Raw genomic sequence first — 24,250 nt, forward strand, 5'->3', positions numbered from 1 at the left:
CAGAGGCATTACGGAGTTATTCAGAGGCTCCCTAATAATAAAGGAGAAGATGATGTCTGAAGTGCATACCCGCCCAGTCTCCCCCGGTTTTGCTGCCAATGCGCTTATTAGCGCCGAAGACTACGAGACAATGTACCGCCAGTCGGTAGAGAGCCCAGAGGCGTTTTGGGCACAACAGGCCAAGGACTTTTTGCAGTGGGACAAGCCGTTCACCCAGGTTCTTGAGGAGGATCTGCACAAAGGTCATACCGCCTGGTTCTCCGATGGCCAGTTGAACGTAACCGTAAACTGCATCGATCGGCACCTGGCAAGCCGTGGCGAGCAGACTGCGATTCTGTGGGAGGGAGATGATCCCGCTGACAGTAAGGCAATCAGCTATCAGAGCCTTTATGAAAATGTGTGTCGCTTGGCCAACCTGCTGAAATCCCGGGGGGTTAAAAAGGGAGATCGGGTGTGTATTTATATGCCGATGATCCCCGAGGCGGCTTACGCCATGCTCGCCTGTGCCCGTATCGGCGCTGTGCACTCGGTAGTATTTGGTGGTTTCTCCCCGGTGTCCCTGAAAGACCGTATTCTCGATTCCGATTGTCGCCTGGTGATTACTGCTGATGAAGCGGTTCGCGGCGGTAAGCGAGTACCGCTTAAAGCCAATGTGGATAAAGCGCTGGTGGACTGCCCTAATGTGCATACGGCCATTGTGGTTAAACACACGGGCACACCGGTAGACTGGGATAGCAAGCGTGATATCTGGTATGGCGAATCCATAGGTGAGATGGAACCGGACTGCGCGCCTGAAGTGATGGGAGCGGAGGACCCGCTGTTTATCCTTTATACCTCGGGCTCTACCGGTAAACCCAAAGGGGTCCTGCATACCACTGCCGGCTATCTGCTGATGGCCACCATGACCTTCAAATATACCTTTGATTACCGCGAGGGAGAGATTTTCTGGTGTACTGCCGATGTGGGCTGGATCACTGGGCACAGCTATATCGTCTATGGACCATTGTGTGCCGGGGCCACCAGTCTGATGTTTGAGGGCGTGCCCACTTTCCCGGACGCCTCACGCTTCTGGCAGGTTGTGGATAAGCATCAGGTCAATATTTTCTACACCGCGCCGACAGCGATTCGGGCGTTGATGGGAGCGGGTGACGAGTTTGTAAAAGCCGCCGAGCGCAGCTCCCTGCGACTCTTAGGCACCGTGGGTGAGCCGATAAACCCGGAGGCCTGGGAGTGGTATTACAGTGTGGTGGGCGATGAGCGCTGCCCGATTGTGGACACCTGGTGGCAAACTGAAACCGGTGCGCAGATGATCACCCCATTGCCCGGTGCCATGGCATTGAAGCCCGGGTCAGCCACTCGGCCCTTCTTTGGGGTCCAGCCCGCGCTGCTGGATAGTGAAGGCCGGGAGATTGAAGGGGAGGGCGAGGGCTCTCTGGTGATTAAAAAGAGCTGGCCCTCCATGATTCGGGATGTGTACGGCAATCGCCAGCGAATGCTGGATACTTATTTTTCTGCATTCCCCGGTTATTACTTTACCGGCGATGGCGCCCGCCGCGATAGTGACGGTTATTACTGGATCACAGGGCGCATTGATGATGTGTTAAATGTCTCTGGACACCGCCTGGGAACAGCTGAGATTGAGAGCGCCCTGGTACTGCACAATGATACGGCGGAGGCAGCGGTGGTAGGTTATCCCCACGATATCAAAGGGCAGGGGATCTATGCCTTTGTGATGCTTAAATCCGGTCATGAGCCCAGTGATGAGCTTAAGGTAGAATTAATTGAACTCTGTCGCAAGGAGATAGGGCCAATTGCCAAGCCTGACTTTATCCAATGGGCGCCAGCACTGCCAAAAACCCGTTCCGGCAAAATCATGCGGCGTATCCTGAGGAAGATTGCCTGCAATGAGTTGGACAATCTGGGAGACGTTTCCACTCTTGCCGACCCCACTGTGGTTGACGCATTGATTGATCACCGCGAAAATCGCTGACCATAGGTGTGGCGCGTGAAGGTTTTATTGGCCGGGCATAGCCCGGCCTTTTCATTGGGGCAAGAGGTTAAATTCCTCCCCGATTTTTGCGCCATTTTCAGCTAAATAGACAAGTAAATGCCTGCTGCTTTGCACAGTTAGTAACCCTCTAACTCCGGATATTGTTTTAAGGGTATTTACAGTTAAGGAGATTCCGTTTGGAACAGGGACAGTACCTCTGCGATCACTACCGCTTCGCCGCCGATCAGCGCCTCAAGGTTTTTAATTTTTTTGTTGTGTTAACCATGTTTGTTGAGGGCGGAATTTTCACTGCCATGGAGAAAGACTTCCACCCTCTAATCCTGGCGTTGCTGGGAGGGTTTGTGGTCATACTGGTAACCGTATTTTGGCTGATGGACATTCGCAGCCGCCAGCTTCTCAAGCTTGCTGTTCCGGCACTGAAAACCCTGGAAATGGGATTCCCGGAGGAAGCGAGAATTTTTTCCAACGATGCCATTCGTCGAGGTGACTTGGCCCGTTACACTTTCGCTTTCAGGGTTTTGTTGGTGGGGCAGCTGTTCTTTGGTCTGGGCGTCGCTTCTTACGGTATTTATCACTGGTATATCTCCCCCTAATCCCAACCTTGCAGTGGCGGGTATGATTGCATGAAGTGAACCACCTGCCACAACCTCCTCTTTGTCTCGTACGTTTAAAAGTCGGCGCTGCCGGCCTCTCTAGGCTATCTTGCAGAAGTATCCGCTTCCCTCCCGAGGTTTATACGATGCTTGATCATATTCGCCTTTATGTGCACAGCTATGAACGCAGTAAGGACTTCTATCAGCAGGCGCTGATGCCGCTGGGATACCAGTTAGTGATGGAGTTTGAGGATTGGGCGGGCTTTGGCTGGGCGGATAAAGCGGAACTCTGGATTCGTGGAGGGACCAGCACCACTCCACAATTGCATATCGCCTTTCGCGCTGAAGAGCGGCAGGTGGTCAGGGAGTTCTATCGCTTGGCCCTGGAGGCCGGGGGTAAAGACAATGGCGCACCGGCTGTCTACGAACAATATCACCCGGATTATTACGCCGCCTACGTACTTGATCCCGATGGACATAACCTGGAAGTGGTGTGTCATTTACCAGGGGACTTACAGGAATAAGTCGATTGAGATTTGGGAGTAATTTATGAACGAGGTAACTCGAGCAAAATACCTGCCAATAGCGCTGGTCGTTGTAGGAGTGCTTTTTATTCTGGCGATTTACCCGATGATGATGTGGATTTGGCCGGAAGGGTGGGGCTGGACCCCACGGCAGCCAGAATACGAGCAAATGATTATCGGTATTTATGTCACCCTGGGGGTGTTCTTGATACGCGCTGCAAAAAATCCCGCCGCAAATACCAGTTTAATTTGGTTCACCATATGGTCCAGCCTTGTACATGCCGTCATTATGTTGGTGTAGGCATTGGTGGATAAAACAGAACGGATTAATTTGATGGGAGATATCCCCGCACTTTTTTTGATCGCTGCTGTGCTTTGGTATCTTATGCCCAGGCAAAAAAAATCTGATTAAATTTTTTCCTTTTTCGATTTTTCAGGAATTCTGAACTGTTCCTCCTGACTCATCATTATTGATCTCTGCTATAAGAGCGATAACAAGGTCTAATTTCCCGCTTATTGTTCTCCCCTATAAGCTCTACTCCTGTAATAGAGATGGCAGTAGAGATAAATAATCCCATGAAATACTTACCCTTATTTGCATTAACTATCGGTCTGATAGGCGGTGCCAATGCAGAGACATTGACTCGCGATAATGGCGCCCCAGTTGGAGACAACCAGAACGCACAAACTGCTGGAGAAAATGGCGGTAATTTGTTGCAAGATGTTCAACTGATTCAAAAATTGCAGCGTTTTGCCCGTGAACGTATTCCCGAGCGTGTAGTTCATGCTCGTGGAACTGGTGTTCACGGTGAATTTGTTGCGACGGCTGACCTCAGTGATTTAACCCGCGCAGCGGTGTTTGAGCGCGGTAGTAAAACGCCAGTGTTTGTGCGTTTTTCAACAGTAATCCACTCAAAAGGTTCCCCGGAAACCCTGCGCGATCCCCGTGGATTTGCCACCAAGTTTTATACGGAAGAAGGCAATTGGGATTTAGTGGGTAACAACCTGCCGGTATTTTTTATCCGCGACGCGATTAAATTCCCGGATATGGTTCACTCCCTAAAGCCCTCCCCGGTGACTAATCAACAGGACCCCAACCGTTTCTTTGATTTCTTTAGCCATGTGCCGGAATCTACCCATATGCTGAGCTGGGTCTATTCCGATTACGGTACACCAGCTAACCTGCGCCAGATGGATGGCTGGGGTGTTCACGCCTATAAATTTATCAATGACAAGGGTGAGGTGAACTATGTGAAATTCCACTGGAAAACTCGCCAGGGTATTAAGAACCTGACTGCGGAAGAGGCAGCAGAAATTCAGAGCAAGGACTTCAGCCACGCAACTCGCGATATGTATGCCGCGATTGAAAAAGGCGAATATCCGCAGTGGGATCTGTTTATTAAAGTACTGAAGCCCTCCCAGCTGAGCAGCTTCAATTACAACCCCCTGGACGCCACCAAAATGTGGTTGGACGTGAAGGAAACCAAAGTTGGCACCATGACACTCAATCGTGTGCCCACAAATTTCTTCCAGGAAACTGAGCAATCCGCATTTGCGCCAGCCAATATTGTGCCGGGTATTGAGCCTTCGGAAGACCGCCTGCTGCAGGGTCGCGTGTTCTCATACTCCGATACGCAAATGTATCGTCTGGGAGCCAACCACCAGCAATTGCCTATCAACCGTCCCCGTGTTGCCGTAAATAACTGGAACCAGGATGGGGCGGGTAATTACGGCCAACAGACTTCAGATGTGAACTATCAGCCGAGCCGTATCGATACGCGCACCGAGGACCCCAAAGGTCTTTATAGCAACAAGGCGTTGAATGGCAGCACCCAGCAAAAGGCCATTGAAAAGAAACTGCCCTTTGCCCAGGCGGGTGCTTTCTACCGCAACCTGAGTCCTGAAGAGCGCCAGAATCTGATTGAAAACCTCGCTGGTGATCTGGGTAAAGTGAGTGATGAAAACACTAAGCACATTATGCTGAGCCACTTCTATCAAGCGGACAAGGACTACGGACAGCGCTTAACCAAAGCAGTTGGTGGAGATCTGGATCGCGTGAAAAAACTGGCCCGGTAATTTTTACCCAGGTGCGGGCGACCTCTGTCGCCCGCTAAATTTATACAGGTGAAATTATGAGATCATTTTTATTCGTACTACTCTTTCTCACCCTGGGGGTTCAGGCAGGGGAGCCGGAAAAAACGGAATCTGATTTTACCGAACTCTCCCAGTATTATTTTGCCGCAGCCAGGATTGGCGATACCGAGGTGCTGCGTGAATTTTCGCAAGCGGGTTTTCCCCTGGATGTCCGCAACCCGAAAGGTTACACCGCACTGATGATTGCCACTTACAACGGCAACGGCGAAGCTGTGGACTACCTGTTGCAGAGAGGTGCAGATGCATGTGTCCAGGATCGCCGCGGCAATACTGCGCTGATGGCAGCGATTTTTCGCGGTGAGTTTGCCCTTGCACGAACCCTGCTAAAGCAGGATTGCGATTCGCAACAGGTGAATAAGGCCGGCCACTCCGCAGAGGATTTTGCCGAAGTCTTTGGTCGTGACCAGATGGTTCGACTATTGCAGCAACAGCGGGCAGATGGCGACTAAGACAGTTTTTTGTGCGGTTGGCATTGGATGGTGTCACCGCTCCTGTCCTGCGTGAAATCCTCTTGAGTTGGCCGCTTTAGCTTGCGGCACATTTCTCGGTTTGTCCCGGCCCCCACGACCGCGTTAGCATAGCCAGCTGCAATCCAGTTGGTACCCACTATGACCTCGAATCATCATCCCTATGAAGCCCTCACGCCGGACGTGGTGATCGACTGTGTCGAGACTACCGGGCTGATTTCCGATGCGCGTATTTTCCCTCTAAACAGTTATGAAAACCGCGTCTATCAGGTGGGTATTGAGGATGCCGAGCCGTTGATTGCCAAGTTCTATCGCCCGGGGCGCTGGAGTGATGAGCAGATATTAGAGGAGCACCAGTTCACCCTGGAGCTGGCAGAGGCCGAAATTCCCGTGGTGGCACCGATACAGTTTGATGGGCGCACCCTGATGGAGTCCGCTGGATTCCGTTTTGCGCTTTTCCCCCGACGGGGCGGTCGCCAGTTGGAGCTGGATAACTTTGATCACCTGGAGCAGGTGGGGACCATGTTGGGTCGCATTCATGCGGCCGGCAGCGCCAAACCTTTCAGCTATCGCCCATCCCTCACTTTGCAGCGATTCGCAATTGATAGCCGGGAATTTATCCTGAATGGAGATTTCCTGCCACGTGAGAACCGCGAGGCCTACGCTTCCGTCACGGGCCACATTATCGAACAGATAGCCCCGCTGTTTGAGCGGGACTGGGATATGCTGCGCTTGCACGGTGATTGTCACAGTGGCAACTTCCTGTGGCGGGATGAGACTCCCTGGTTTGTGGACTTGGACGACTGCCTGATGGGGCCGGCGATCCAGGATATCTGGATGTTGATTTCCGGCAATCGCGCAGAGCAAACCGCTTACCTGGATGCAGTGTTGGAAGGCTATGAAACCTTCTATAGTTTTGATCCCCATCAGTTGCAGTTGGTGGAGCCTCTGCGCTGCCTGCGGCAGATGCACCACGCTGCCTGGTTGGCGCGACGCTGGCAGGACCCGGCTTTTCCCCAGGCGTTTCCCTGGTTTAATACTGCCCGTTACTGGGCAGAGCATATACTGGCATTGCGCGAGCAGCAGTCTGCGCTGCTGGAGCCCCCGTTGACCCTGGGGGCTGTGTAACATGGAGAAAGCAATAATGGATGCGACATGCACCGAGGCTGAGGCGGATCTGATCTGGGAGAAGATTCGTATAGAGGTGGCGCAGCAGGTAGAGCGGGAGCCGATCCTGGCCAGCTTTCTACACGCGACCATCCTGAACCACAATTCCCTGGAGGCGGCGCTCAGCTTTCACCTGGCCAACAAGCTGGACAATGCGGTGGCACCGGCGCTGTTAATTCGCGAGGTTATCGATGAGGCGCTACAAGCTGACCCTTCCATAGGGCATGCGGCGCGAGCGGATTTGAACGCAATTTACCTGCGGGATTCCGCCTGCCACTCCCTGCACGAGCCCTTCCTGTACTTTAAGGGCTTTCACGCCTTGCAGGTTCACCGTGTGGCCCACTGGCTGTGGCAGCAGCAGCGCCGCTCCCTGGCTATGTTCTTACAGCACCGTGTCTCTGTCGTATTCAGTGTGGATATCCACCCGGCTGCTCGTATGGGTGATGGTATATTGCTGGATCACGCGACCGGTATCGTTATAGGTGAAACGGCTGTAGTGGAAAACAATGTTTCCATCATGCAGTCCGTTACACTGGGCGGCACTGGTAAAGAGAGCGGGGACCGCCATCCGAAAATCCGCCACGGGGTTTTGATTGGCGCGGGTAGCAAGGTACTGGGCAATATTGAAATCGGCGAGTGTGCCCAGATTGCCTCTGGCAGTGTGGTGCTGAAATCGGTGCCGGCAAAGGCGCTGGTGGCCGGTGTGCCGGCAAAAGTTGTCGGGGCAGCGACCTGTGCTGAGCCGGCATTATCCATGGATCAGTGTGCCCTTTCGCAAGTACAGAAGTAAGGCTTGTCGCCCCGTAGCGAACACCGGCTGCGGGGCTGGGATCACTGGGGAAATGATGCAACGGCACTGTTCTTGGCACTATCCTTTGACCCATGAAATATAGTCTCAGCGCGAAAAATCTTACCTGCCGAAATTTGGAGGCTTATGCGGACTACCGCGCGAGCCTTGTAACTCCGGATTGCACCAAGGAAATTACAGGTATTGTCCGCAGTGATAGCGGCCTGCCTTCCATTGGGCTCAATCAGGTGATTTCCAATATGGTAATGCCGCCGCGCATTATTCAGCGTTTTGCGCTGGATTATTTTGCCGAGCGGCACAGCCCCTTCACCCTTTGGCACAGTGCCTCCAAACCCCTGGACAATGACGCTTTGGATGAGCTTGGACTAAAGCGGCGCCAGTCCGTGGTAGCTATGGCCGCCGAGATACCCCGACTCAGCGCTGCCGAGGTTCCGGTAGTGGAACAGTTAGCCATTTGTGCGGTGAAAAAAGAGGCCTTGCTTGATTACGGCGCGGTGCAGGCAGCGGCGGCAGGGGAGCTGGAGGGGGCACAGTTGGCGCACTTCTATCAGGGCCTGCAGGAAATCCCCGAGCAGCGGCGCGGGCGACTGAAATTATTTCTCGCTAAGCTGGATGGTGTGCCGGTGGCCGTCGGTTGCCTGTTTGCGGCAGCGGATGCACTGGGGCTCTATGACCTGGTGACACTTCCGGATTACCGGGGTCGCGGGATTGGTCGGGCCCTGTTCAAGCATCTGCTAACCGCTGCCCAGGGTAGCCACCATAAAAATCTTGTAGCTTTAGTGCCGGCGGATCGCCAGCCGCTACTGCTCGATAGTGGCTTTTTTGCAGTTGGCGAGGTTGCCCGCTATCAATACACTCCGGCGCCGGCGGCCGCTAAGCCCGACTGAAAGGGAAGGCGATAACTTCCTCAATCGATTGGTAACCGGCTTTTAACATCAGCAGTCGGTCGACTCCCAGCGCGACCCCGGCGCACTCGGGCATGCCTTGCTCCAGGGCCGCAACCAGACGCTCTTCAAAGGGGTGTACAGGGCGCTGGTTAGCACGGCGGTATTCCAGATCCTTTTCAAAGCGGCGCTGCTGTTCCGCGCTGTCGGTCAGCTCCCAATAGCCATTGGCCAGTTCCAATCCACCCACATAGGCTTCGAAGCGCCTGGCTACGGGCGTCCCCTGTTCGTCCGCCACCACTTTTGCCAGTGCTGCTTGCTCTGCAGGGAAGTCGTAGAGCAGGGTGATGCCCTCACCCATGGTGGGTTCCAGGCGGTGGCTCATCAGCAGGTCCAGGCACTCACTGCGTTCACGGGGTACAAAAGACAATTCCATTTCCCGCTTAACGCAGGAAATCAGCTCGGCTTCGCTGGCACTGTGGGGGTCCAGTTGCAGCTCCCTTAAAAACAATTCCCGGTAACTGAGGGACTGAACCTGGTCCGTCGCCAAAATACTGCAGAGCAGCTTGGCGACCTCCTCCATCAGTTGGTGATCGTCCCAACCGCAGCGGTACCACTCCAACATGGTGAACTCGGGGTTGTGTCGACCGCCGGATTCGCCCTGGCGAAAAGCCTTACCCAAGTAATAGCAATCTCCGAGTCCTGCGGCGAGTAAACGCTTTAAACCAAATTCCGGGCTGGTGGCCAGGTAGGCGTTTTCGCCCCGGCACTCTGTGGTGATGGACTCGATATGGGGGTCGCTGGTGGCGCGCTGGGATAGCACCGGAACTTCGGCTTCCACAACGTTTCGTTCAGCAAAAAATGTGCGTATTTCAGCGAGTAGAGCAGCGCGTTGGCGCAGGGCTGCAATAGTGGCGGTGGGGTGCCAGGTATCTGTGCTCATGGGAGGTAGCTCTGGAGATGAGCGGCCGTAGGCCGCTCGAGGGGAGGAGGTACTTAGTCTTCCTTGGCACGGCCCAGGTATTCGGCGGTGCGGGTGTCTACCTTGATGGTTTCACCGATTTCCAGGAACAGAGGAACCTTCACAACGGCGCCGGTAGCCAAAGTGGCCGGCTTGGTGCCGCCCTGGGCGGTGTCTCCGCGCAGGCCCGGATCGGTATCGGTAATTTCCAGGATTACGTGGTTGGGTGGAGTAACTGCCAGCGGAGAGCCGTTGTACAGGGTTACAGTGCAGATATCCTGCTCTTTGAGCCATTTTGAAGCATCGCCCACAGCATCGCTGCTGGCTTGGTGCTGTTCAAAAGTCTCGGGCTCCATGAAATGGTAAAACTCGCCATCGTTGTACAAGTATTCCATTTCGCGATCCATCACGTCCGCAGCTTCCAGGCTTTCACCGGAGCGGAAGGTGCGCTCCCATACGCGACCGGTTTTCAGGTTGCGAAGCTTCACGCGGTTGAACGCCTGGCCCTTACCAGGTTTGACGAATTCGTTTTCCACGATTGAGCAGGGGTCGCCGTCCAGCATCACCTTGAGGCCGCCCTTGAATTCGTTAGTGGAGTAACTAGCCATAGCAAATAGAGCCCTTTAAGTCATTTATCTATATGATTTTTAACGAGTTTTTTGTTTCTAGCCGATTCCGGCCAAGGCTGGGCTAACGCCCTCCGCTTCCGCCACAAATGGTAGCCGCAGGTAACTCGTCTGGCTGGGGAAAAGAGACTTCACCGCCAGCCCTGCATGATGGAGCGGGATTATACAGGAGGGTGGGAGCTTGAACGAATACCAGAGAGAAATGGAGGGGAGGCGTTCCGGTTGTTATCGCCAAGCTGTAATTATTGGGACAGCCGGCAGTGCAATGGGCTTTAGCCCATTGCACAAAAGCACTTAACTTAATGGGTCGTCCCCGCCGCCATAACCTTTTCTCTGCATGCGGCGCACAAAGTAAGCAAAAGTCGCTTGCGTGCGCTTTTCTTGGAGAATCCAGTCGTGGGCTTCGCGGCCCAGTTCGGGATCAATATCCTGGATGGTGCCGGCTGATTCAGCCAATATTTGCAGTTTGGCAGCGCGCTCGCACTGAACCGCCATTACACAGGCTTCCTCTACAGAGCGACAGGCCATAATCAGGCCGTGGTGTCCCAGTAGGATTGCACGCTTGTCCCCAATAGCGGCGGAAATCAGCTCGCCCTCGCTGTTACCCACGGGTACACCCGGCCAGTCTTTGAGGAAGGCAATATCCTCATACAACATGCAGGCGTCCATATGGGAAATCTTTAGCGGGCGCTCCAGCATGGAAAGCGCACATACGTGCATGGGGTGGGTATGCACGATGCAGTTCACATCGGGGCGCGCCCGGTAGATCCAGGAGTGAAAGCGGTTGGCCGGATTGGCCATGCCCTCTCCGGACAGTACTTCGAGGTCTTCGTTGACCTCCAATAAGTTGGATGAGGTAATTTCATCGAAGCCGAGGCCCAGGCGTTGGGTGTAATAAGTACCGGGTTTTTCCGCGCGGGCGGTAATTTGCCCAGCCAGGCCGGAGTCGTGACCATCGTTAAATAAAATTCGGCAAGTCAGCGCAAGCTTTTCTCTCAGAGACCACTCGGGGGTGCTGAGGTGCTGTTTCATTGCTTCACTGGCTCGTTCAACCAGTTCGTTTTTTGCCAGTGATAGTGTTTCAGCCATTGTTATCTCCAATTCTCACAGCAAGTCATATTAATTCTGCGATATTTAATAAATTTTCCTTTTTTATTTTCTTATCGCAGAATAATTTTTAAAAACCTAACTCAAAATGATTCGATCTCTGTCGAATTTATGTTGGTGGCATTTCCCTATGCCCGTGCTTTCTCCAACAACACCTGTGAGTGGGTTGATAAGTGCTTGCTCATTAAGCTGTAACAGCTTCAGCTTTTTTATGTTTAGTGGAGTGGTAGGCGGTTTCAATAGAATCGAAGAATTGTAAGCGAGCCTCTACAAGGTGGCGCCCGGCTTCGAGCATTATGTCCAGTTGGCTGGGATCCTTGGAGCCGATATCTACCATAATATCGCGAATGGTTTCTGCATGGCCGTCATCACATTCAATATGCAGCAGGAAAAATTGCATTTCTGTATCGGTTACACCGCAAGAGCGGAATCCGGCAACAATATCTGTATATAAATCGGGTACCAGGGCTTCGGCTCCCAGGCATAGGGCGCCCAATCCTGCACTGGCCCTGAGGTCCCGGCAGTTTTTGAACATGGTATCGATCAGGTGCTGAGTGCCTGGTAAAACTTCTGCGTTTTCCAGGGTCAAACCAAAATGCTCGAGGGTTTCGCGATAGATTTCTGCGTGGGGTTTGGGGCTGTCTGGTTCCAGGCCCAGCTCTTCCATTAGATTTTCGGCAAGCTCCAGGACTTCGTGGTTACTCGGGAGGTTTGCCATCATTGCACAGAGATATCTAACAAAAAATCCACTGTAAATACCTTGTTGAACCAAAAATATTTTTAATTCGTCCAGCGTAATGGAGCCTTCACGGCAACGCTTCAAGAAAGGATGTGCGCGAGTTTGCTCAATCAGTAGGTCTTTATTGGCTTCAAGCAATTCAAGCTGCATTTCCATTGGGTAATTCCTTTTTGTAATTCTAAACGTACTGTTTGAACACCTTTTAGGTGTTTTATTTATTTCTTGATAGTGTCCGCCTTTGGCGGAGTCGACAAAATGGTTTTTCTTTGCCGGCGTTTAAATTAACACCGAATTATCCCTATTGTGAATAAGGGAATTATGAATTTTTTGATATTTGTTGATGGTTTTTGGAAGATGTTTTTTCTAGTGATAAAAATTTTATTAATAAATAATTTTTGCTTTGCTTTATCCTTGTTGGATTTATCAAAGAAAATGTTTTTTGCTCCCTGAATTCACTGTGGAAATGTCGACTGTGTAGGTTTTCTTTATTGCAGCGGAGTGTTTTGTGGGGTAGGGGTTTTTATTGGTAGGTAGAGTGAATACTTGCTTCGCCGATAATGAGTCCACTCCTAAATTCAGGTAAAGAAGAGTTAAGGAGCCTCTAAATAACTCCATGATACCTCTGGCATGCAGAGCGGTTCACAATCAAGGCGCGGCTTCGCAGGAATGTCTAGACCTTTCAAGAAGTCGCAACGCGGAGTGTGAATCGCTCTGCAAGCCCCGAAGGGCGAGCCTTGAAGGCCACAGCTGCTGCGTTGCAGCTCTTGCAAAGGGCTACGGCCATTCGCGGCGAGCTGCGCCTAACATCTGCAGCCTTCAAGACCCGCAGAGGCATTACGGAGTTATTTAGAGGCTCCTTAAGGCTCTGGCTGCTTAAAGATACAGTCCAACTATCCGATATTTTTCCATAGAAGATTGGTGAAGATTTTTTGATTATGTTTATAGGGTTTCTGCAAAAATAAATTCAGTTTATGTAATTACCCTAGGGAATCGATTTGAGGGTTCAACTAACTCACTAGATAGGGTCTGAAACAGATGCCATTTCTCTGATGGGTTTGTGCGAATTCCCATGTCTACCTGGTCACGGCACCCTTTGTGGGGTATCACTGTCAGTGGTGGCGGGAGATTGCAGTGGGGGATCTGATACAATCTCTTATTTTGTAGTGTATCTCCATGATGGCGTCATCATCGGCCCCCGGTATAGAGCTTATCGACACACAGGAATCCCGCTGCTGGCAGGATGAGTTGTCTGATCTGGTCACTGATCCGGCAGAGTTGATTCAATTACTACAGCTAGACCCGCGTAAGCTCCCCAAGGCCTTGCAAGCAGCTTCTGGCTTTTCCCTGCGCGTGCCACGCCCCTTTGTCCGGCGCATGCGTTGCGGCGATCCCGAAGACCCATTGTTGTTACAGGTTTTTCCCGGTGCGGATGAGTTGGAGAAAGTGCCGGGATTTAGTTCAGACCCCCTTGAAGAGGCAGAAGCTAACCCTCTGCCTGGAGTTGTTCACAAATACCACGGGCGCCTACTGCTGATCACTGCGGGCCAGTGTGCGGTCAATTGTCGTTACTGTTTCCGACGTGAATTCCCCTACGGTGACAACCACCTAACTCGCAGACAGAGCCTAGCAGCTCTAGACTACATTCGCGCGCGCACTGAGCTGCGCGAAGTGATCCTGAGCGGCGGTGATCCTTTGGTTATAAGTGACCGTCAACTGGCCTGGCTCACCGATGAGCTGGCCGAGATTCCCCATGTGGATAAGCTGCGAATTCACAGCCGCCTCCCGATAGTTGCTCCCAGCCGGGTAAACCAGAAAATGTTGGATTGGTTTACCGGTTCCCGCTTGAAGCCCGTGCTGGTGTTGCACTGCAACCACGCCAATGAAATTGATAGTGAAGTGCGGGAGTCTCTGCAAAAGTTGCGAAGCGCAGGGGTCACCCTGCTCAACCAAGCGGTGCTATTAAAAGGCGTCAATGATAGTCGCGAGGCGCTGGGTGCGTTGAGCGAATCCCTCTTTGCAGCAGGAGTACTTCCGTACTATTTGCATCAGCTGGATCGAGTAAATGGTGCCGCACATTTTGAAGTCTCTGATGCGAAAGCGCTGGAGCTAATCGAACATCTCCGCCAGCAGTTACCCGGTTATCTGGTACCAAAACTGGTGCGTGAAATCCCCGGCGTCCCATCAAAATCCCCGATCTTTGCTGAGAGTTGTTGAAACAGTGCAAAATTACTAGCTCCATTTACCTATTTGGTAGAGGCCTTTACGAGGGGATTGTCGGGTGGGTAAATATCGCCAAATTGATCTAGGCTAATTGTGTGATATTGGTGGCAGATATAGTTGGCGGATCGCCCCATTCAGCAGCTGCTGTTTCACTTTATAGCGTTGAAGTTAGGGGCTCTTTAGGTTTGGATAGTTTGATTGGTGGCTTTGGCTTCGCAAATAAAAAAGGTGGAAGCTTTTAGTGGAGAGTGTTGTGTGATTTAGGTCACAAGTACCAGTTTTATCTGCTCTTGTGCGCGATCCTCTACGCCCCCTAAAATTACCGCCAGCGGTAGCTGTGTGCCGCCATTAAAAAAATAGAGCAAATAATGAGTAGCAACGACACAATACGACTTCTCCTGATTCACGATACCCCGTCGGAAGCCCAGCGCCTTGTGAGTATGCTGCACAACGCAGGCCGTCCCAACCGAGCACAGCATGTGGCCAGCGAGGCTGTGTTTAACCGCCTGCTCCAGGATAAAACCTGGGATTTAGTGATCGCGGCTGAAAGCAGTACTCAGGTGCCCCCCTCAGTGGCGTTGCGCACCATTAGCAAGCTGCAAAAAGATGTCCCGGTAATTATGCTGACCGAGCGCACCGGTGCCCAACCCGTGGTGGAAGGTTTGAAGCTCGGAGCCCGCGATGTCGTAGTGGTGGATGAAGACCAGCACCTTCTCTTTGTGATACAGCGGGAGCTGGGGGCGCTCGCCAATCGCCGTCAAGCTCGCCTACACGACAGCCGCTATCACGCGACCCTTAACCGTGCCAAGGAGCTACTCGATAGCTCCAAAGATGCCATCGCTTATATTTCTGATGGCTTGATCGTCTACGCCAATGACTCCCTTGCAGAGCGCTTTGGTTACGACTCTGGCGAGGACATCGAATACCAGCCACTGATTGATATGCTGGCTGAAAGTGAACAGGAAGAGGGGCGTGAATTCCTCAAAAGCTGCGCCATCGACAACAATGAGCTGGAGGCGAAAGAGTGGAAATTTACCGCTAAGACCGCCTCTGGCGAATCTCTACCCACTCGCGCAGAAGTACTCAGCACCACCTACGACGATGAGCGCTGTCTGCAGGTGCGTATTGCCTCGCGCCGGGGGGATACGGAGCAATTGGAAGCGCAGCTCAGCGATATCAAGAACCGCGATTCGCTGACCGGGCTTTTCAACCGTCAGCACTTCCTGCAGGTACTGGATTCCAGCATCAAATCTGCAGCGGACTCCCACAATACTGGCGGTCTGATGCTGATAGAAGTGGATCGCTTTGAAGATGAAGTGTTGAAAGTTGTTGGGGTGGCCGGCGCCGACGCCCTGCAAAAAGGCATGGCGGAATTACTCAAATCCTGTCAACGCAGTGGCGATACCCTGGCCCGGTACAGTGAAGATGCTTTCTGCCTGCTCAGCCCGAATACAACTCCGGACAGCATTGAGCAACGCGCGCAGGACATATTGAAGAAGATTTCCGACACCATTTTCGATGCGGATGGCAAAACCCTGCAAATTACCGCCTCTATCGGTATTTCCCTGATGAGCGAGGCCTCCAGCGGTGCGCAACAGGTGCTGGACCAAGCGCTATCTGCTCACAAGCAGGCTCAGGGTGAAGAAAAGAAAGGTGGGAATTTTGCGCTCTACGAGCCGGATACTGAAGGTGGCGCCGATGCCGATACCTATCACCGTGCACGAGTGGTTCAGGCGCTGGAGGCCGGCAGCCTGAAGCTGCTCTATCAGCCAATTCTCAGTTTGCAGGGAACTGGTGAGCAACTGTACGAAGTATTGGTGCGTATGCTCGATGACAAGGAAGAGCTGGCGCCGCTGGCCTTCCTGCAGGAACTTGGCGATGCGGGCCTGTCGGCGAAAATGGATCGCTGGGTAATTATTACCGCGATCAAGGCCGCCGCAGCCGCCAGGGCTGAGGGCAAGAATATTTCTTTGGTGCTACATATCACCACTGCTTCACTGGTGGACAGCAGCTTACCCGGCTGGCTGGGGGTTGCCTTCAAAGCTGCCAAGGTTGCGCCGGGAACGGTGATCTTCCAGTTGCGTCAGGAGGATATCAACAGCAACCTGCACGCGGCCCGGGACTTTACCACTCAGGTCCAGCAATTGGGCTGTCGCGTTTCGGTCTGTCATTTCGGCACCGGGCTCAATCCGTTCAAGGCTCTTGAGCATGTGAAAGTGGATATCGCCAAGATCGATCCCTCCTTCGTGCGCGAGGTCCAGGATGAAGGCGAGAGCAGTGACTCCCTGGCAGGATTGGTACAGCGCTTGGGTGAGGCGGATACCAAGGTGATAGTGCCCCATATTGAGCAGGCCAGTATGCTGCCGACTTTGTGGCAGACCGGTACTGATTATATTCAGGGGTACTATGTGCAGGCGCCGGCGGAGGATATGAACTTCGATTTCAGTCTCGAATAATTTCTCTCTGTAAGCTTTTAAAAAAACCGCACCGCCTTAACAGGGGTGCGGTTTTTTATTGCCTGCAAATCAGACGTTGTAGCGGCTGCGTAGGGCGGCGATGGTATTGCGCGCTAGGGCGCCGTACTGCGGTGCCGGTGCCGGTACCAACTCATCAGCTGTGCTTTCACTCCAAGCGCGCTGGATATGGTTTTGCCCCGCTTTCTGCTTATAGATTCTTGCCAGGCTGGCGTTGTAATTCTGGCTGGTGACTGTATCCACGTGATACCAGTGGGCCTTGGCGCGGGAGTGGGAAACATCCATCAGCAGGTAACCGCGCTGGGTTATCTCCACCCACTTGAGGTGCGGTATTAACCCGTCCATAGCAATCGCTGCAACATCCGTCAGGTGGGATTTGTCCAGGAAGCTGGAGGTTACTCCGGGGGTGACAAATTCTCCGCCGAGGGCGCCGCGTCCGGTCAGGCGCCCGTATTTCAAAATACTGAAAGGATTGCTGGCCAGGTCCCAGGCCCAGGAGCTGTGGATATCTCCAGTGAGGACGACAAAATTGTCGATATTATTGTCGGCAATGTGGTTGAACAGGCGCTCGCGGGATGCGGTGTAACCATCCCACTGGTCCATATTCACAGACAAATCCCGAGCCAGGGTGAGTTGCGCCATCATTACTTGTTGCCCCAATACCCGCCAGCGTACGCCATCCGACTGGGACTGGGTCAGGCTACTGTGCAGCCATTGTTCCTGCTGGGTACCGAGGATGCTGCGCTCCGGGTCGTCGGCGGTCTGCTGATCGAACCAGTTGGCCTGCTCGGAGCGCGCGGCGATGCGGGTATCCAGCATCATCAGGTCCATCAGGTTGCCGAAGCGGAAGCTGCGGTAGATGGCCCTGTCACCAAATAGATCAAAGATGCCGTTATCGCGGATGGGCATCCACTCGAAGTAGGCCTGGTTGGCCACCGAGCGGCGTACAAACCAATCGCCCTCGCCATCTTGGACATTGTGGTTCTCGGCACCGCCGGCCCAGGCATTGTTGGTGGTTTCATGGTCGTCCCAGACACAGATAAACGGGTGTTGGCGGTGTACCTCCTGTAAATCCGGGTCGGAGCGGTACTGGGCGTAGCGCAGGCGGTAATCCTGAATATCCACCATTTCCTTGGCGGGGATTGGCTCTCGCCCCAGGCCCGTGCCGGTACCGTAGCCACCGGGTCCGTACTCATAAATGTAATCCCCCAGGTGCAGTACCACATCCAGGTCTGCACGCAGGGCAATTTCCCGGTAAACATTGAAATAACCCATGGGATAGTTGGAGCAGCTGGTCACCGCAAAGCGCAGCTTATCCACATGGCCGATGGGCAGGGTGCGAGTGCGGCCTATGGGCGAGTCGATACCGTTAGAGTAGAAGCGGTAGTAGTAACTGGTGCCGGGTTGCAGACCGCTGGCATCCACTTTGATGGTGTAGTCCACATCGGGCCCGGTAATACCGCTGCCGCTATTGACCACCATGGCCATTTCCGGGTCCAGAGCGACCTGCCAGGTGTAGGGCACCATGGACTGGAATTCTGGATCGGCGGACGGAGTGATACGAGTCCAGAGAATTACGCGATCTGCCAGGGGGTCACCGCTGGCCACGCCGTGCTGGAAGGGCTCCTGGCCGGAACCGTAGGCTTTCAGTAGGGGCAGGGCCGCCAGGCTTGCGCCGGAAAATTGTAGAAACCGCCTCCGAGACAGAGACATGGGGTTCTCCTTATAGTGCTTGTTATGAAGGACCCGCAGTCTGAATCTGCAAAGTGAACGATGTATTAATTCCCGGTCAGTATTTTTCTTCCCTCGCTGCTATTAGTCATGAAATTCGTCCTAACGCGACGAAAGTGAGACATTAATCTGGTTTATGGGCAAAACGCGGCATGACCGTCGGTAGCTGTGGCTCGAGCGGGGGATCGGTGTGCCCGCTTACGGTGGGTGCAGAGTCCCCTGTCGTTTCTCATCTGCGCTCTGTCAGGTATCCTGTGGCGCAAATTGAAAAGCTGAACTCAGGGAGTAGACCCATGTTGCCCCGTTTACTGTGTACCAGTCTGATCGTTGGCGGCCTTGCCGTTGCCGGTGGCTGTTCCAAGTCGGAGCCTTCCAAGGCCGAATTAGACAGTGCGAGCGCGCGGATGAAGGCGTCCGCTGTGATCGAGAAGAAGCCGGGTGTTGAAAAAGCGCCCCAGTCCGGAGTGGATTACCACTCTTTTGCCAACAGCAATGATTACCAGGTTCAGCACCTGGATCTGGACCTGACTGTCGACTTCTCCCGCAAGGTTCTTGAAGGTGAAGCCAAGTTGGACTTCAAGCGTCTCAACGACAAGAACCTGCCGATGGTACTGGATACCCGCGAACTGGAAGTGGTTTCTGTATCCGCTAATGGCGCGCCAGTAAAATTCTCCATGGGCGAGAAAGACAGTCACCTGGGTACTCCGCTGAACATTGAGCTGCCGGAAGATGCCGATAGCATTACTATCCGCTACCGTACAGCGCCGGGCGCCTCCGGCGTTCAGTGGCTGGAGCCCCAGCAGACTGCGGGTAAAAAGCATCCGTTCCTGTTTACCCAGGCCCAGGCGATTCACGCGCGCAGCTTTATTCCACTGCAGGACTCCCCGAAAGTTCGCATCACTTACAACGCCACTGTACGCACTCCGAAAGAACTGCGCGCAGTCATGAGTGCGAACAATGACCCGCAGGCGGCCAAAGATGGCGTCTACGAGTTTGAAATGCCCCAGCGCATTCCCTCCTACCTGATTGCCCTGGCGGTTGGTGACCTGAAGTTCAAGCCCATGGGCGAGCGCACTGGTGTCTATGCCGAGCCTTCCATGCTGGAATCTGCAGCGGCGGAGTTTGCCGATACCGAATCCATGCTGGAAGTGACTGAAAAGGCTTATGGCCCCTACCACTGGGATCGTTATGACCTGCTAATTCTGCCACCCAGCTTCCCCTTCGGTGGTATGGAAAACCCGCGCCTTAGCTTTATCACTCCGACGGTGATCGCCGGCGATAAGAGCCTGGTAGCCCTGATTGCCCACGAACTGGCCCACTCCTGGTCCGGCAACCTGGTGACCAATGCCAGCTGGCGCGACCTTTGGCTGAATGAAGGTTTCACTACCTACCTGACTAACCGCATTATGCAGTTCGTCTACGGTGATGAGCGCTATCAGATGGAAATGGCCCTGGGCTATGACGACCTGCAAGCGGATCTGGCTGATAAAGAGCCCCGCGATGAGATTATGGCGATCGACCTGCGCGGACGTGACCCCGATGAAGTCTTCTCCAATATTCCCTACGAGAAAGGCTCCCTGTTCCTGTATGAGCTGGAGCAGAAAGTAGGTCGCGAAGCGTTTGACCGCTTCCTGATGGAGTACTTCAACCACTTCTCCTTCCAGAGCATCACCACCGAGGACTTCGTTAAGTATCTCGACAAGACCCTGTTGGTTGAGCACGCCGATAAGCTGGACCGCGACCGTATCCTTCAGTGGATCTTCGATCCGGGTATTCCCGAAGGTGCGCCGCATCCGAAGTCCGATGCCTTCACTAAATTGGATCCAGTGCGTCAACAGTGGTTGGACGGCAAACTGGCGGCGAAGGATATCGATACCAAAGGCTGGACTTTCCACCAGTGGAAGTACTTCCTCGATGGTATGCCGGAAAAACTGACGGAAGCGCAGTTGAAGGAATTGGACGGCGCCTTTGGTCTGACCGAATCCCGCAATAACGAGGTGGCTTTCAGCTGGCTGATGATCGCAGTGCGCAACGACTACGAGCCGGCCTTCGAGCGCCTTGAGAATTTCCTCACCAGTATCGGCCGCAACAAGTTCCTGCGCCCGCTATATCGCAATATGGTTGAGACCGGTAAAAAAGACGTGGCTGCACGCATTTTTGAGCGCGCCAAGGTGGGTTATCACCCGCTGACGGTAAAAGTAAATAGCCTGGTTATTTACGGTAAAAAAGAGAGTTAATCGCTCTCTTTTCCCGGTTGTCGCAATTCCCATAGGTCAATATGAGAGTTGCGACAACTCTACCCTTTCTTTTTCCTTTCCACTTTGGCTAATGCTAAAGTTTGCTCCACAAAATATTTTTTATGGGCATTCTTTCAGTTTGTTTTTATAGCCAAGTGAACTGGTACGATAGCGTGATTAATACGCCAGATTTCTGGCATAAAAATCATTAAACGGCTGTTCAAATGGATTGCCTTTGCGTACTCTGCTGCCCAGAGATTTTACTCAGGAAGGGAGGCACCTATGTATAAACGGGCTTTACTAATAGTTGTCCTGGGGCTTTTTCTTGCCAGTTGTGGGCAGAAACCCGGGCCCAGTGCTTGCACGGATCACAACAAGCGGCCGAGTTTCCCTTTTCCTCACGCGATGCTTTAAGAGCTAAGCCGGGTTATACCCCGAGCTTGGCAATTTGTTGGTCATTGAGACCAAATAAGTAGAGGGCGGCGTCCAGGCCAAACAGATTGATGGCCTGGGGGGCCTGTAGCCTCACCTTGGGCTTGGGGTGAATGGCGATACCCAGTTCCCCTAAATTCAACATGGGAATATCGTTGGCGCCGTCACCCATAGCGACCACACTTTCCAGCGCCAAATCTAAGCTTCCGGCAATTTCCTGCAGTAACTTGCGTTTGCGATCGCCATCAATAATGGGTTCCACTACTTCGCCGGTGAGGGCCCCTTCGGCAAATGTCAGTTCATTGGCATGGATATAATCCAGGGGCAGGCGCTCTCGCTGCAGGAATTTCGCGAAGTAGGTAAAGCCGCCAGAAAGCAGTGCCGTTTTGCAGCCCAGTGCGCGCAAGGCTGCCAGCAATTCATAGGCCCCTTCTTTTAACGGCAATTCCCGGGCAATTTCTGCCAAACGCTGCTCGGAAAAACCTTTTAGCAGGGCCATTCGCCGTTTAAAACTCTCGCAGAAGTCTATGTCCCCGGCCATGGCAGATTGGGTGATAGCGGCAACCTGATCACCGATACCAGTAATTTTTGCCAGCTCGTCAATGACTTCAGCATCAATCAGGGTTGAATCCATATCAAAGCCCGCCAGCTTTGGCACCCTCTGGGTAACAGAAGCCTGGATTGTTAGGTCTACTCCCAACTCATCGGCCACTCCAAGGCAGGCCAGGCGCGCGCTGTCAAAATCGAGGTCGCCATCAATTTGGAAGCGGATAACGGTGCGATCGTGTCTTTGTGCCAAAGTATCAGCGGCGAATAGGCTCCACTGTTGTTCACCAAAAAATCGCAGAAGGTATTGGAGTTGGGCCAGGGAGGCAGAGGGGCTCAGCAGGGTGATACACCAAATGGCTTCAAGTGCACTCGGTTCTTCGGGGGGCGGGGTAAAGTCCGTAGCCTCACCGGGAAAAGGGGCTACACCGGAATACTCCAGGCCGAGCTTGGCGACTTGATCTCGATAGCTCAGGTAGCGCAGGGTGCCACTTCCTGAAGCCTGGGAAATCTGTTTCAGGGAGAGGTGGAATTCCTGTGAATTTATTTGATCACCCATAAGCTCTGTCCCGATTGAATTAAATGTCCGGCGCATTATAGCTCTTATGAGATTCTTCGCTAAAATTGCCGGGCTTTAATTTCATTGATTGCCGGTCAGCAGGGGTTTTAATGGGCTCAGTTCGAATGGGGAGTAAAATTCCTTTTCGAATTGTGCGAGTTGAATTGAACTATTTCGCCGTCTGCTTTATCAATCGCTCAGGAATTAATTGGGTATGCACAATTTTGGTGCCTACCGTTAAAATGCTCGCTGCTCCAAAACAGCTGGGGCAATAGTAAAAAAACAATACGCAAGATGTCTGCCGCCGTTTATGTCAGTTTCCATTGTATCTATTCTTCGCAAAATACCGGCTCAATTAGCACAGTTGTCCAAACGCGCCCGTCAGCGCCTATTGGCGCTGGTTATTTGGCTAACACTGGCAATATTCTGTGCGGCGGCATTGGGGCATTTTTATGGTCAGCAGCGCACCGGCCAGATAGAGCGAGACAGAGTTACCGCAAAGGCGGCAGCGACTATTCTCGCGGGGCAGAGCCTGGAGAGTATTGTGGCCGGGGATCGTATCAGCTTACAGCTGATCGCTCGCCAACTGCTGGAGCTTCCAATGGTTTCCGGCATTTTAATTGAGGATGTGGAATCGAATTCCCTGGCCGAAGTGGGGGACCTGAAAGAGGGGGAGACGATCACCGAGCCAGTGGTCCTGCACGATAGTATTGCCGGCAATATTACCGTAGCGTTTGAGCCTGGTAATTCCGTTACCTTCCCTTGGGCCAGCTTGTTGCTGACCCTCGTTTTTGCCCTGCCATTTAGTGCAGCTGCGGCCCTGCTTACCGGTAGCTTGTCCCGGGAGCGCAAATTGCCCGCACAAGTTACTGAGTCTGCTCAAGCTGTAGCTGAAGTTACCGAGCCCAGCGTTGGGCTTTATCTTCGCCCCCTTAACTGGGCGCAGTTGGGCAACCAGTTAAGTCGCAGCGCCCTGGAGGGTTTGCAGCGGGAGCTAGATGGACGTATGCGTTTGCTGCAGCGCATATACGGTGCCACCCCCCTGAGTTGCGCCGGGCCACAGATCGGCCTGGATTTCTCTGGAACTGATGCGGCCTTCCGCGCAGTCTGCTGTGGTTTATTGCTGCGGGAGATGCAGAGCGTTAGCCGTGCGACCGGTTTGAAGCTGGCTCTGGCGGTAGTCCCATCCCAGCCACAGAGTCCGGATTTCTGTGCCGATCAGCTACTCAACCAGTCCCGTGGCTTGTTTTTGCACCCGGAACTTCTTGAGGACAGTTCCCTGGTGGGGCGAATTGAGCACCACGGTGCCGGTTGGGCATTGGAGGTGACTGGCCTAACCCCTTCCTATCAAAAACTTCTCAACAATCAGCTACAACAGCTGCTCGGCGCTGAGTCTACTCCCCACAGGACCCCCGTGGGCTAAGTGACTGGAACTGCCTTAGGGTTCTTTTTTCGCGCGTGCTTTACGTTTACGTTAACGTAAACTCTTGCTAGGCTTGATGGCATCTTGAGGAAGTCGTTATGAAAGCAGAAGCAAGCCAAATGGAGCCCCATAGTTACAGCATTTCCGAGCTGGCGCGGGAGTTCGATATCACTACTCGCGCCATCCGCTTCTATGAGGACAAGGGCCTGCTCAATCCGGAGCGTCGCGGCCAGACCCGCGTCTATAGCCCTGAAGAGCGTGTGCGTCTAAAGCTGATCCTGCGGGGAAAGCGGCTGGGATTCTCCCTGGATGAGAGTCGCGAAATTATCGATATGTACGATCCGGCCCACGGCAATGTGGAGCAGTTGCACCGTCTATTGGAGCGCATCGCGCAAAAGCGACTGCAGTTACAACAGCAACTGCGGGATATCGAAAGCCTCATGGAAGAGTTGGATGAAGCTGAATCCAGGGCCCGTGAGTCCCTGGCGCAAAGCGATGACAGCAGCGTTTCCTAAACAGATTTCGGCACTGTGCCAAGAGTGGCGCAGTTGCCTCATGTGGTATTGAACAGCCGCCAAGGCGGTTAT

The 24,250-nt window shown here is 53.3% G+C and carries 21 protein-coding genes; 15 read left to right on the forward strand and 6 right to left on the reverse strand.

Annotation, left to right across the window (positions count from 1 at the left end; all coding sequences use genetic code 11):
* The first annotated feature begins 52 nt into the window (after positions 1 to 52).
* From acs to ACJJIQ_RS22070, 9 genes are all read left to right on the forward strand, one after another.
* Positions 53 to 1,990 carry an acetate--CoA ligase gene (acs, locus tag ACJJIQ_RS22030; RefSeq protein ID WP_445364844.1) on the forward strand — a complete coding sequence of 646 codons (1,938 nt, stop codon included), beginning with the start codon at positions 53 to 55 and terminating at the stop codon, positions 1,988 to 1,990.
* A 197-nt stretch (positions 1,991 to 2,187) separates the two neighbouring features.
* The gene (locus ACJJIQ_RS22035; RefSeq protein WP_444906581.1) at positions 2,188 to 2,604 is read left to right on the forward strand and encodes a hypothetical protein; all 417 of its coding nucleotides are present in this window, start codon (positions 2,188 to 2,190) and stop codon (positions 2,602 to 2,604) included.
* A 146-nt stretch (positions 2,605 to 2,750) separates the two neighbouring features.
* A complete protein-coding gene (locus tag ACJJIQ_RS22040; protein ID WP_444892625.1) occupies positions 2,751 to 3,128 on the forward strand; it encodes a VOC family protein in 378 nt (125 codons plus the stop codon).
* Positions 3,129 to 3,153: 25 nt separating this feature from the next.
* Positions 3,154 to 3,429, forward strand: a complete 276-nt coding sequence (locus ACJJIQ_RS22045; RefSeq protein ID WP_445363049.1) for a DUF6632 domain-containing protein — start codon at positions 3,154 to 3,156, stop codon at positions 3,427 to 3,429.
* A gap of 275 nt (positions 3,430 to 3,704) precedes the next feature.
* Positions 3,705 to 5,204, forward strand: a complete 1,500-nt coding sequence (locus ACJJIQ_RS22050; protein ID WP_445363050.1) for a catalase — start codon at positions 3,705 to 3,707, stop codon at positions 5,202 to 5,204.
* A 56-nt stretch (positions 5,205 to 5,260) separates the two neighbouring features.
* Positions 5,261 to 5,731: an ankyrin repeat domain-containing protein gene (locus tag ACJJIQ_RS22055; protein WP_445363051.1), complete on the forward strand. Its 471-nt coding sequence runs from the start codon at positions 5,261 to 5,263 to the stop codon at positions 5,729 to 5,731.
* Positions 5,732 to 5,890: 159 nt separating this feature from the next.
* The gene (locus tag ACJJIQ_RS22060; protein WP_445363052.1) at positions 5,891 to 6,877 is read left to right on the forward strand and encodes an SrkA family protein kinase; all 987 of its coding nucleotides are present in this window, start codon (positions 5,891 to 5,893) and stop codon (positions 6,875 to 6,877) included.
* A 16-nt stretch (positions 6,878 to 6,893) separates the two neighbouring features.
* Positions 6,894 to 7,706, forward strand: coding sequence for a serine O-acetyltransferase (cysE, locus tag ACJJIQ_RS22065; RefSeq protein WP_445363053.1), 813 nt, complete (start codon positions 6,894 to 6,896; stop codon positions 7,704 to 7,706).
* Positions 7,707 to 7,798: 92 nt separating this feature from the next.
* On the forward strand, positions 7,799 to 8,611 hold the full coding sequence (locus ACJJIQ_RS22070) for a GNAT family N-acetyltransferase (protein ID WP_445363054.1): 813 nt from the start codon (positions 7,799 to 7,801) through the stop codon (positions 8,609 to 8,611).
* Here ACJJIQ_RS22070 and epmA read toward each other — a convergent pair.
* From epmA to ACJJIQ_RS22090, 4 genes are all read right to left on the reverse strand, one after another.
* A complete protein-coding gene (gene epmA / locus ACJJIQ_RS22075) occupies positions 8,598 to 9,551 on the reverse strand; it encodes an EF-P lysine aminoacylase EpmA (RefSeq protein ID WP_444934730.1) in 954 nt (317 codons plus the stop codon). The two genes, ACJJIQ_RS22070 and epmA, sit on opposite strands and share 14 nt — an antisense overlap.
* A 53-nt stretch (positions 9,552 to 9,604) precedes the next feature.
* On the reverse strand, positions 9,605 to 10,177 hold the full coding sequence (efp, locus tag ACJJIQ_RS22080) for an elongation factor P (RefSeq protein WP_108731510.1): 573 nt from the start codon (positions 10,175 to 10,177) through the stop codon (positions 9,605 to 9,607).
* Between the two features lie 312 nt (positions 10,178 to 10,489).
* Positions 10,490 to 11,284 (reverse strand): aldolase, encoded by a 795-nt coding sequence (locus ACJJIQ_RS22085; RefSeq protein ID WP_444911975.1) that lies wholly within the window; start codon positions 11,282 to 11,284, stop codon positions 10,490 to 10,492.
* Positions 11,285 to 11,486: 202 nt separating this feature from the next.
* A complete protein-coding gene (locus ACJJIQ_RS22090; RefSeq protein ID WP_444926508.1) occupies positions 11,487 to 12,197 on the reverse strand; it encodes an iron-containing redox enzyme family protein in 711 nt (236 codons plus the stop codon).
* A 545-nt stretch (positions 12,198 to 12,742) separates the two neighbouring features.
* On the opposite strand from ACJJIQ_RS22090, the gene ACJJIQ_RS22095 reads away from it, so the two are divergent.
* From ACJJIQ_RS22095 to ACJJIQ_RS22105, 3 genes are all read left to right on the forward strand, one after another.
* Entirely contained in the window at positions 12,743 to 12,952 is a 210-nt protein-coding gene (locus tag ACJJIQ_RS22095; protein WP_445363055.1) for a hypothetical protein, read from the forward strand.
* A gap of 262 nt (positions 12,953 to 13,214) precedes the next feature.
* Positions 13,215 to 14,255, forward strand: coding sequence for an EF-P beta-lysylation protein EpmB (epmB, locus tag ACJJIQ_RS22100; protein ID WP_445363056.1), 1,041 nt, complete (start codon positions 13,215 to 13,217; stop codon positions 14,253 to 14,255).
* A 374-nt stretch (positions 14,256 to 14,629) separates the two neighbouring features.
* Positions 14,630 to 16,717, forward strand: coding sequence for a GGDEF/EAL domain-containing response regulator (locus ACJJIQ_RS22105; protein ID WP_445363057.1), 2,088 nt, complete (start codon positions 14,630 to 14,632; stop codon positions 16,715 to 16,717).
* A 69-nt stretch (positions 16,718 to 16,786) separates the two neighbouring features.
* Here ACJJIQ_RS22105 and ACJJIQ_RS22110 read toward each other — a convergent pair whose 3' ends face one another.
* On the reverse strand, positions 16,787 to 18,448 hold the full coding sequence (locus tag ACJJIQ_RS22110) for an alkaline phosphatase D family protein (protein WP_445363058.1): 1,662 nt from the start codon (positions 18,446 to 18,448) through the stop codon (positions 16,787 to 16,789).
* Positions 18,449 to 18,759: 311 nt separating this feature from the next.
* Between ACJJIQ_RS22110 and ACJJIQ_RS22115 the strand changes: the two genes are divergently transcribed.
* Positions 18,760 to 20,703, forward strand: a complete 1,944-nt coding sequence (locus tag ACJJIQ_RS22115) for a M1 family metallopeptidase (RefSeq protein ID WP_445363059.1) — start codon at positions 18,760 to 18,762, stop codon at positions 20,701 to 20,703.
* Positions 20,704 to 21,130: 427 nt separating this feature from the next.
* On the opposite strand, the gene serB is transcribed toward ACJJIQ_RS22115, so the two are convergent.
* Entirely contained in the window at positions 21,131 to 22,240 is a 1,110-nt protein-coding gene (serB, locus tag ACJJIQ_RS22120) for a phosphoserine phosphatase SerB (protein WP_445363060.1), read from the reverse strand.
* A gap of 310 nt (positions 22,241 to 22,550) precedes the next feature.
* Here serB and ACJJIQ_RS22125 point away from each other — a divergent pair, with 310 nt between their 5' ends.
* Positions 22,551 to 23,663, forward strand: coding sequence for a hypothetical protein (locus tag ACJJIQ_RS22125; protein ID WP_444895379.1), 1,113 nt, complete (start codon positions 22,551 to 22,553; stop codon positions 23,661 to 23,663).
* Positions 23,664 to 23,761: 98 nt separating this feature from the next.
* Complete coding sequence (locus ACJJIQ_RS22130; RefSeq protein WP_444911985.1) at positions 23,762 to 24,178, forward strand: MerR family transcriptional regulator; 417 nt, start codon at positions 23,762 to 23,764, stop codon at positions 24,176 to 24,178.
* Positions 24,179 to 24,250 lie beyond the last annotated feature (72 nt).

The organism is Microbulbifer maximicatervae (SeqCode) (assembly GCF_052468295.1).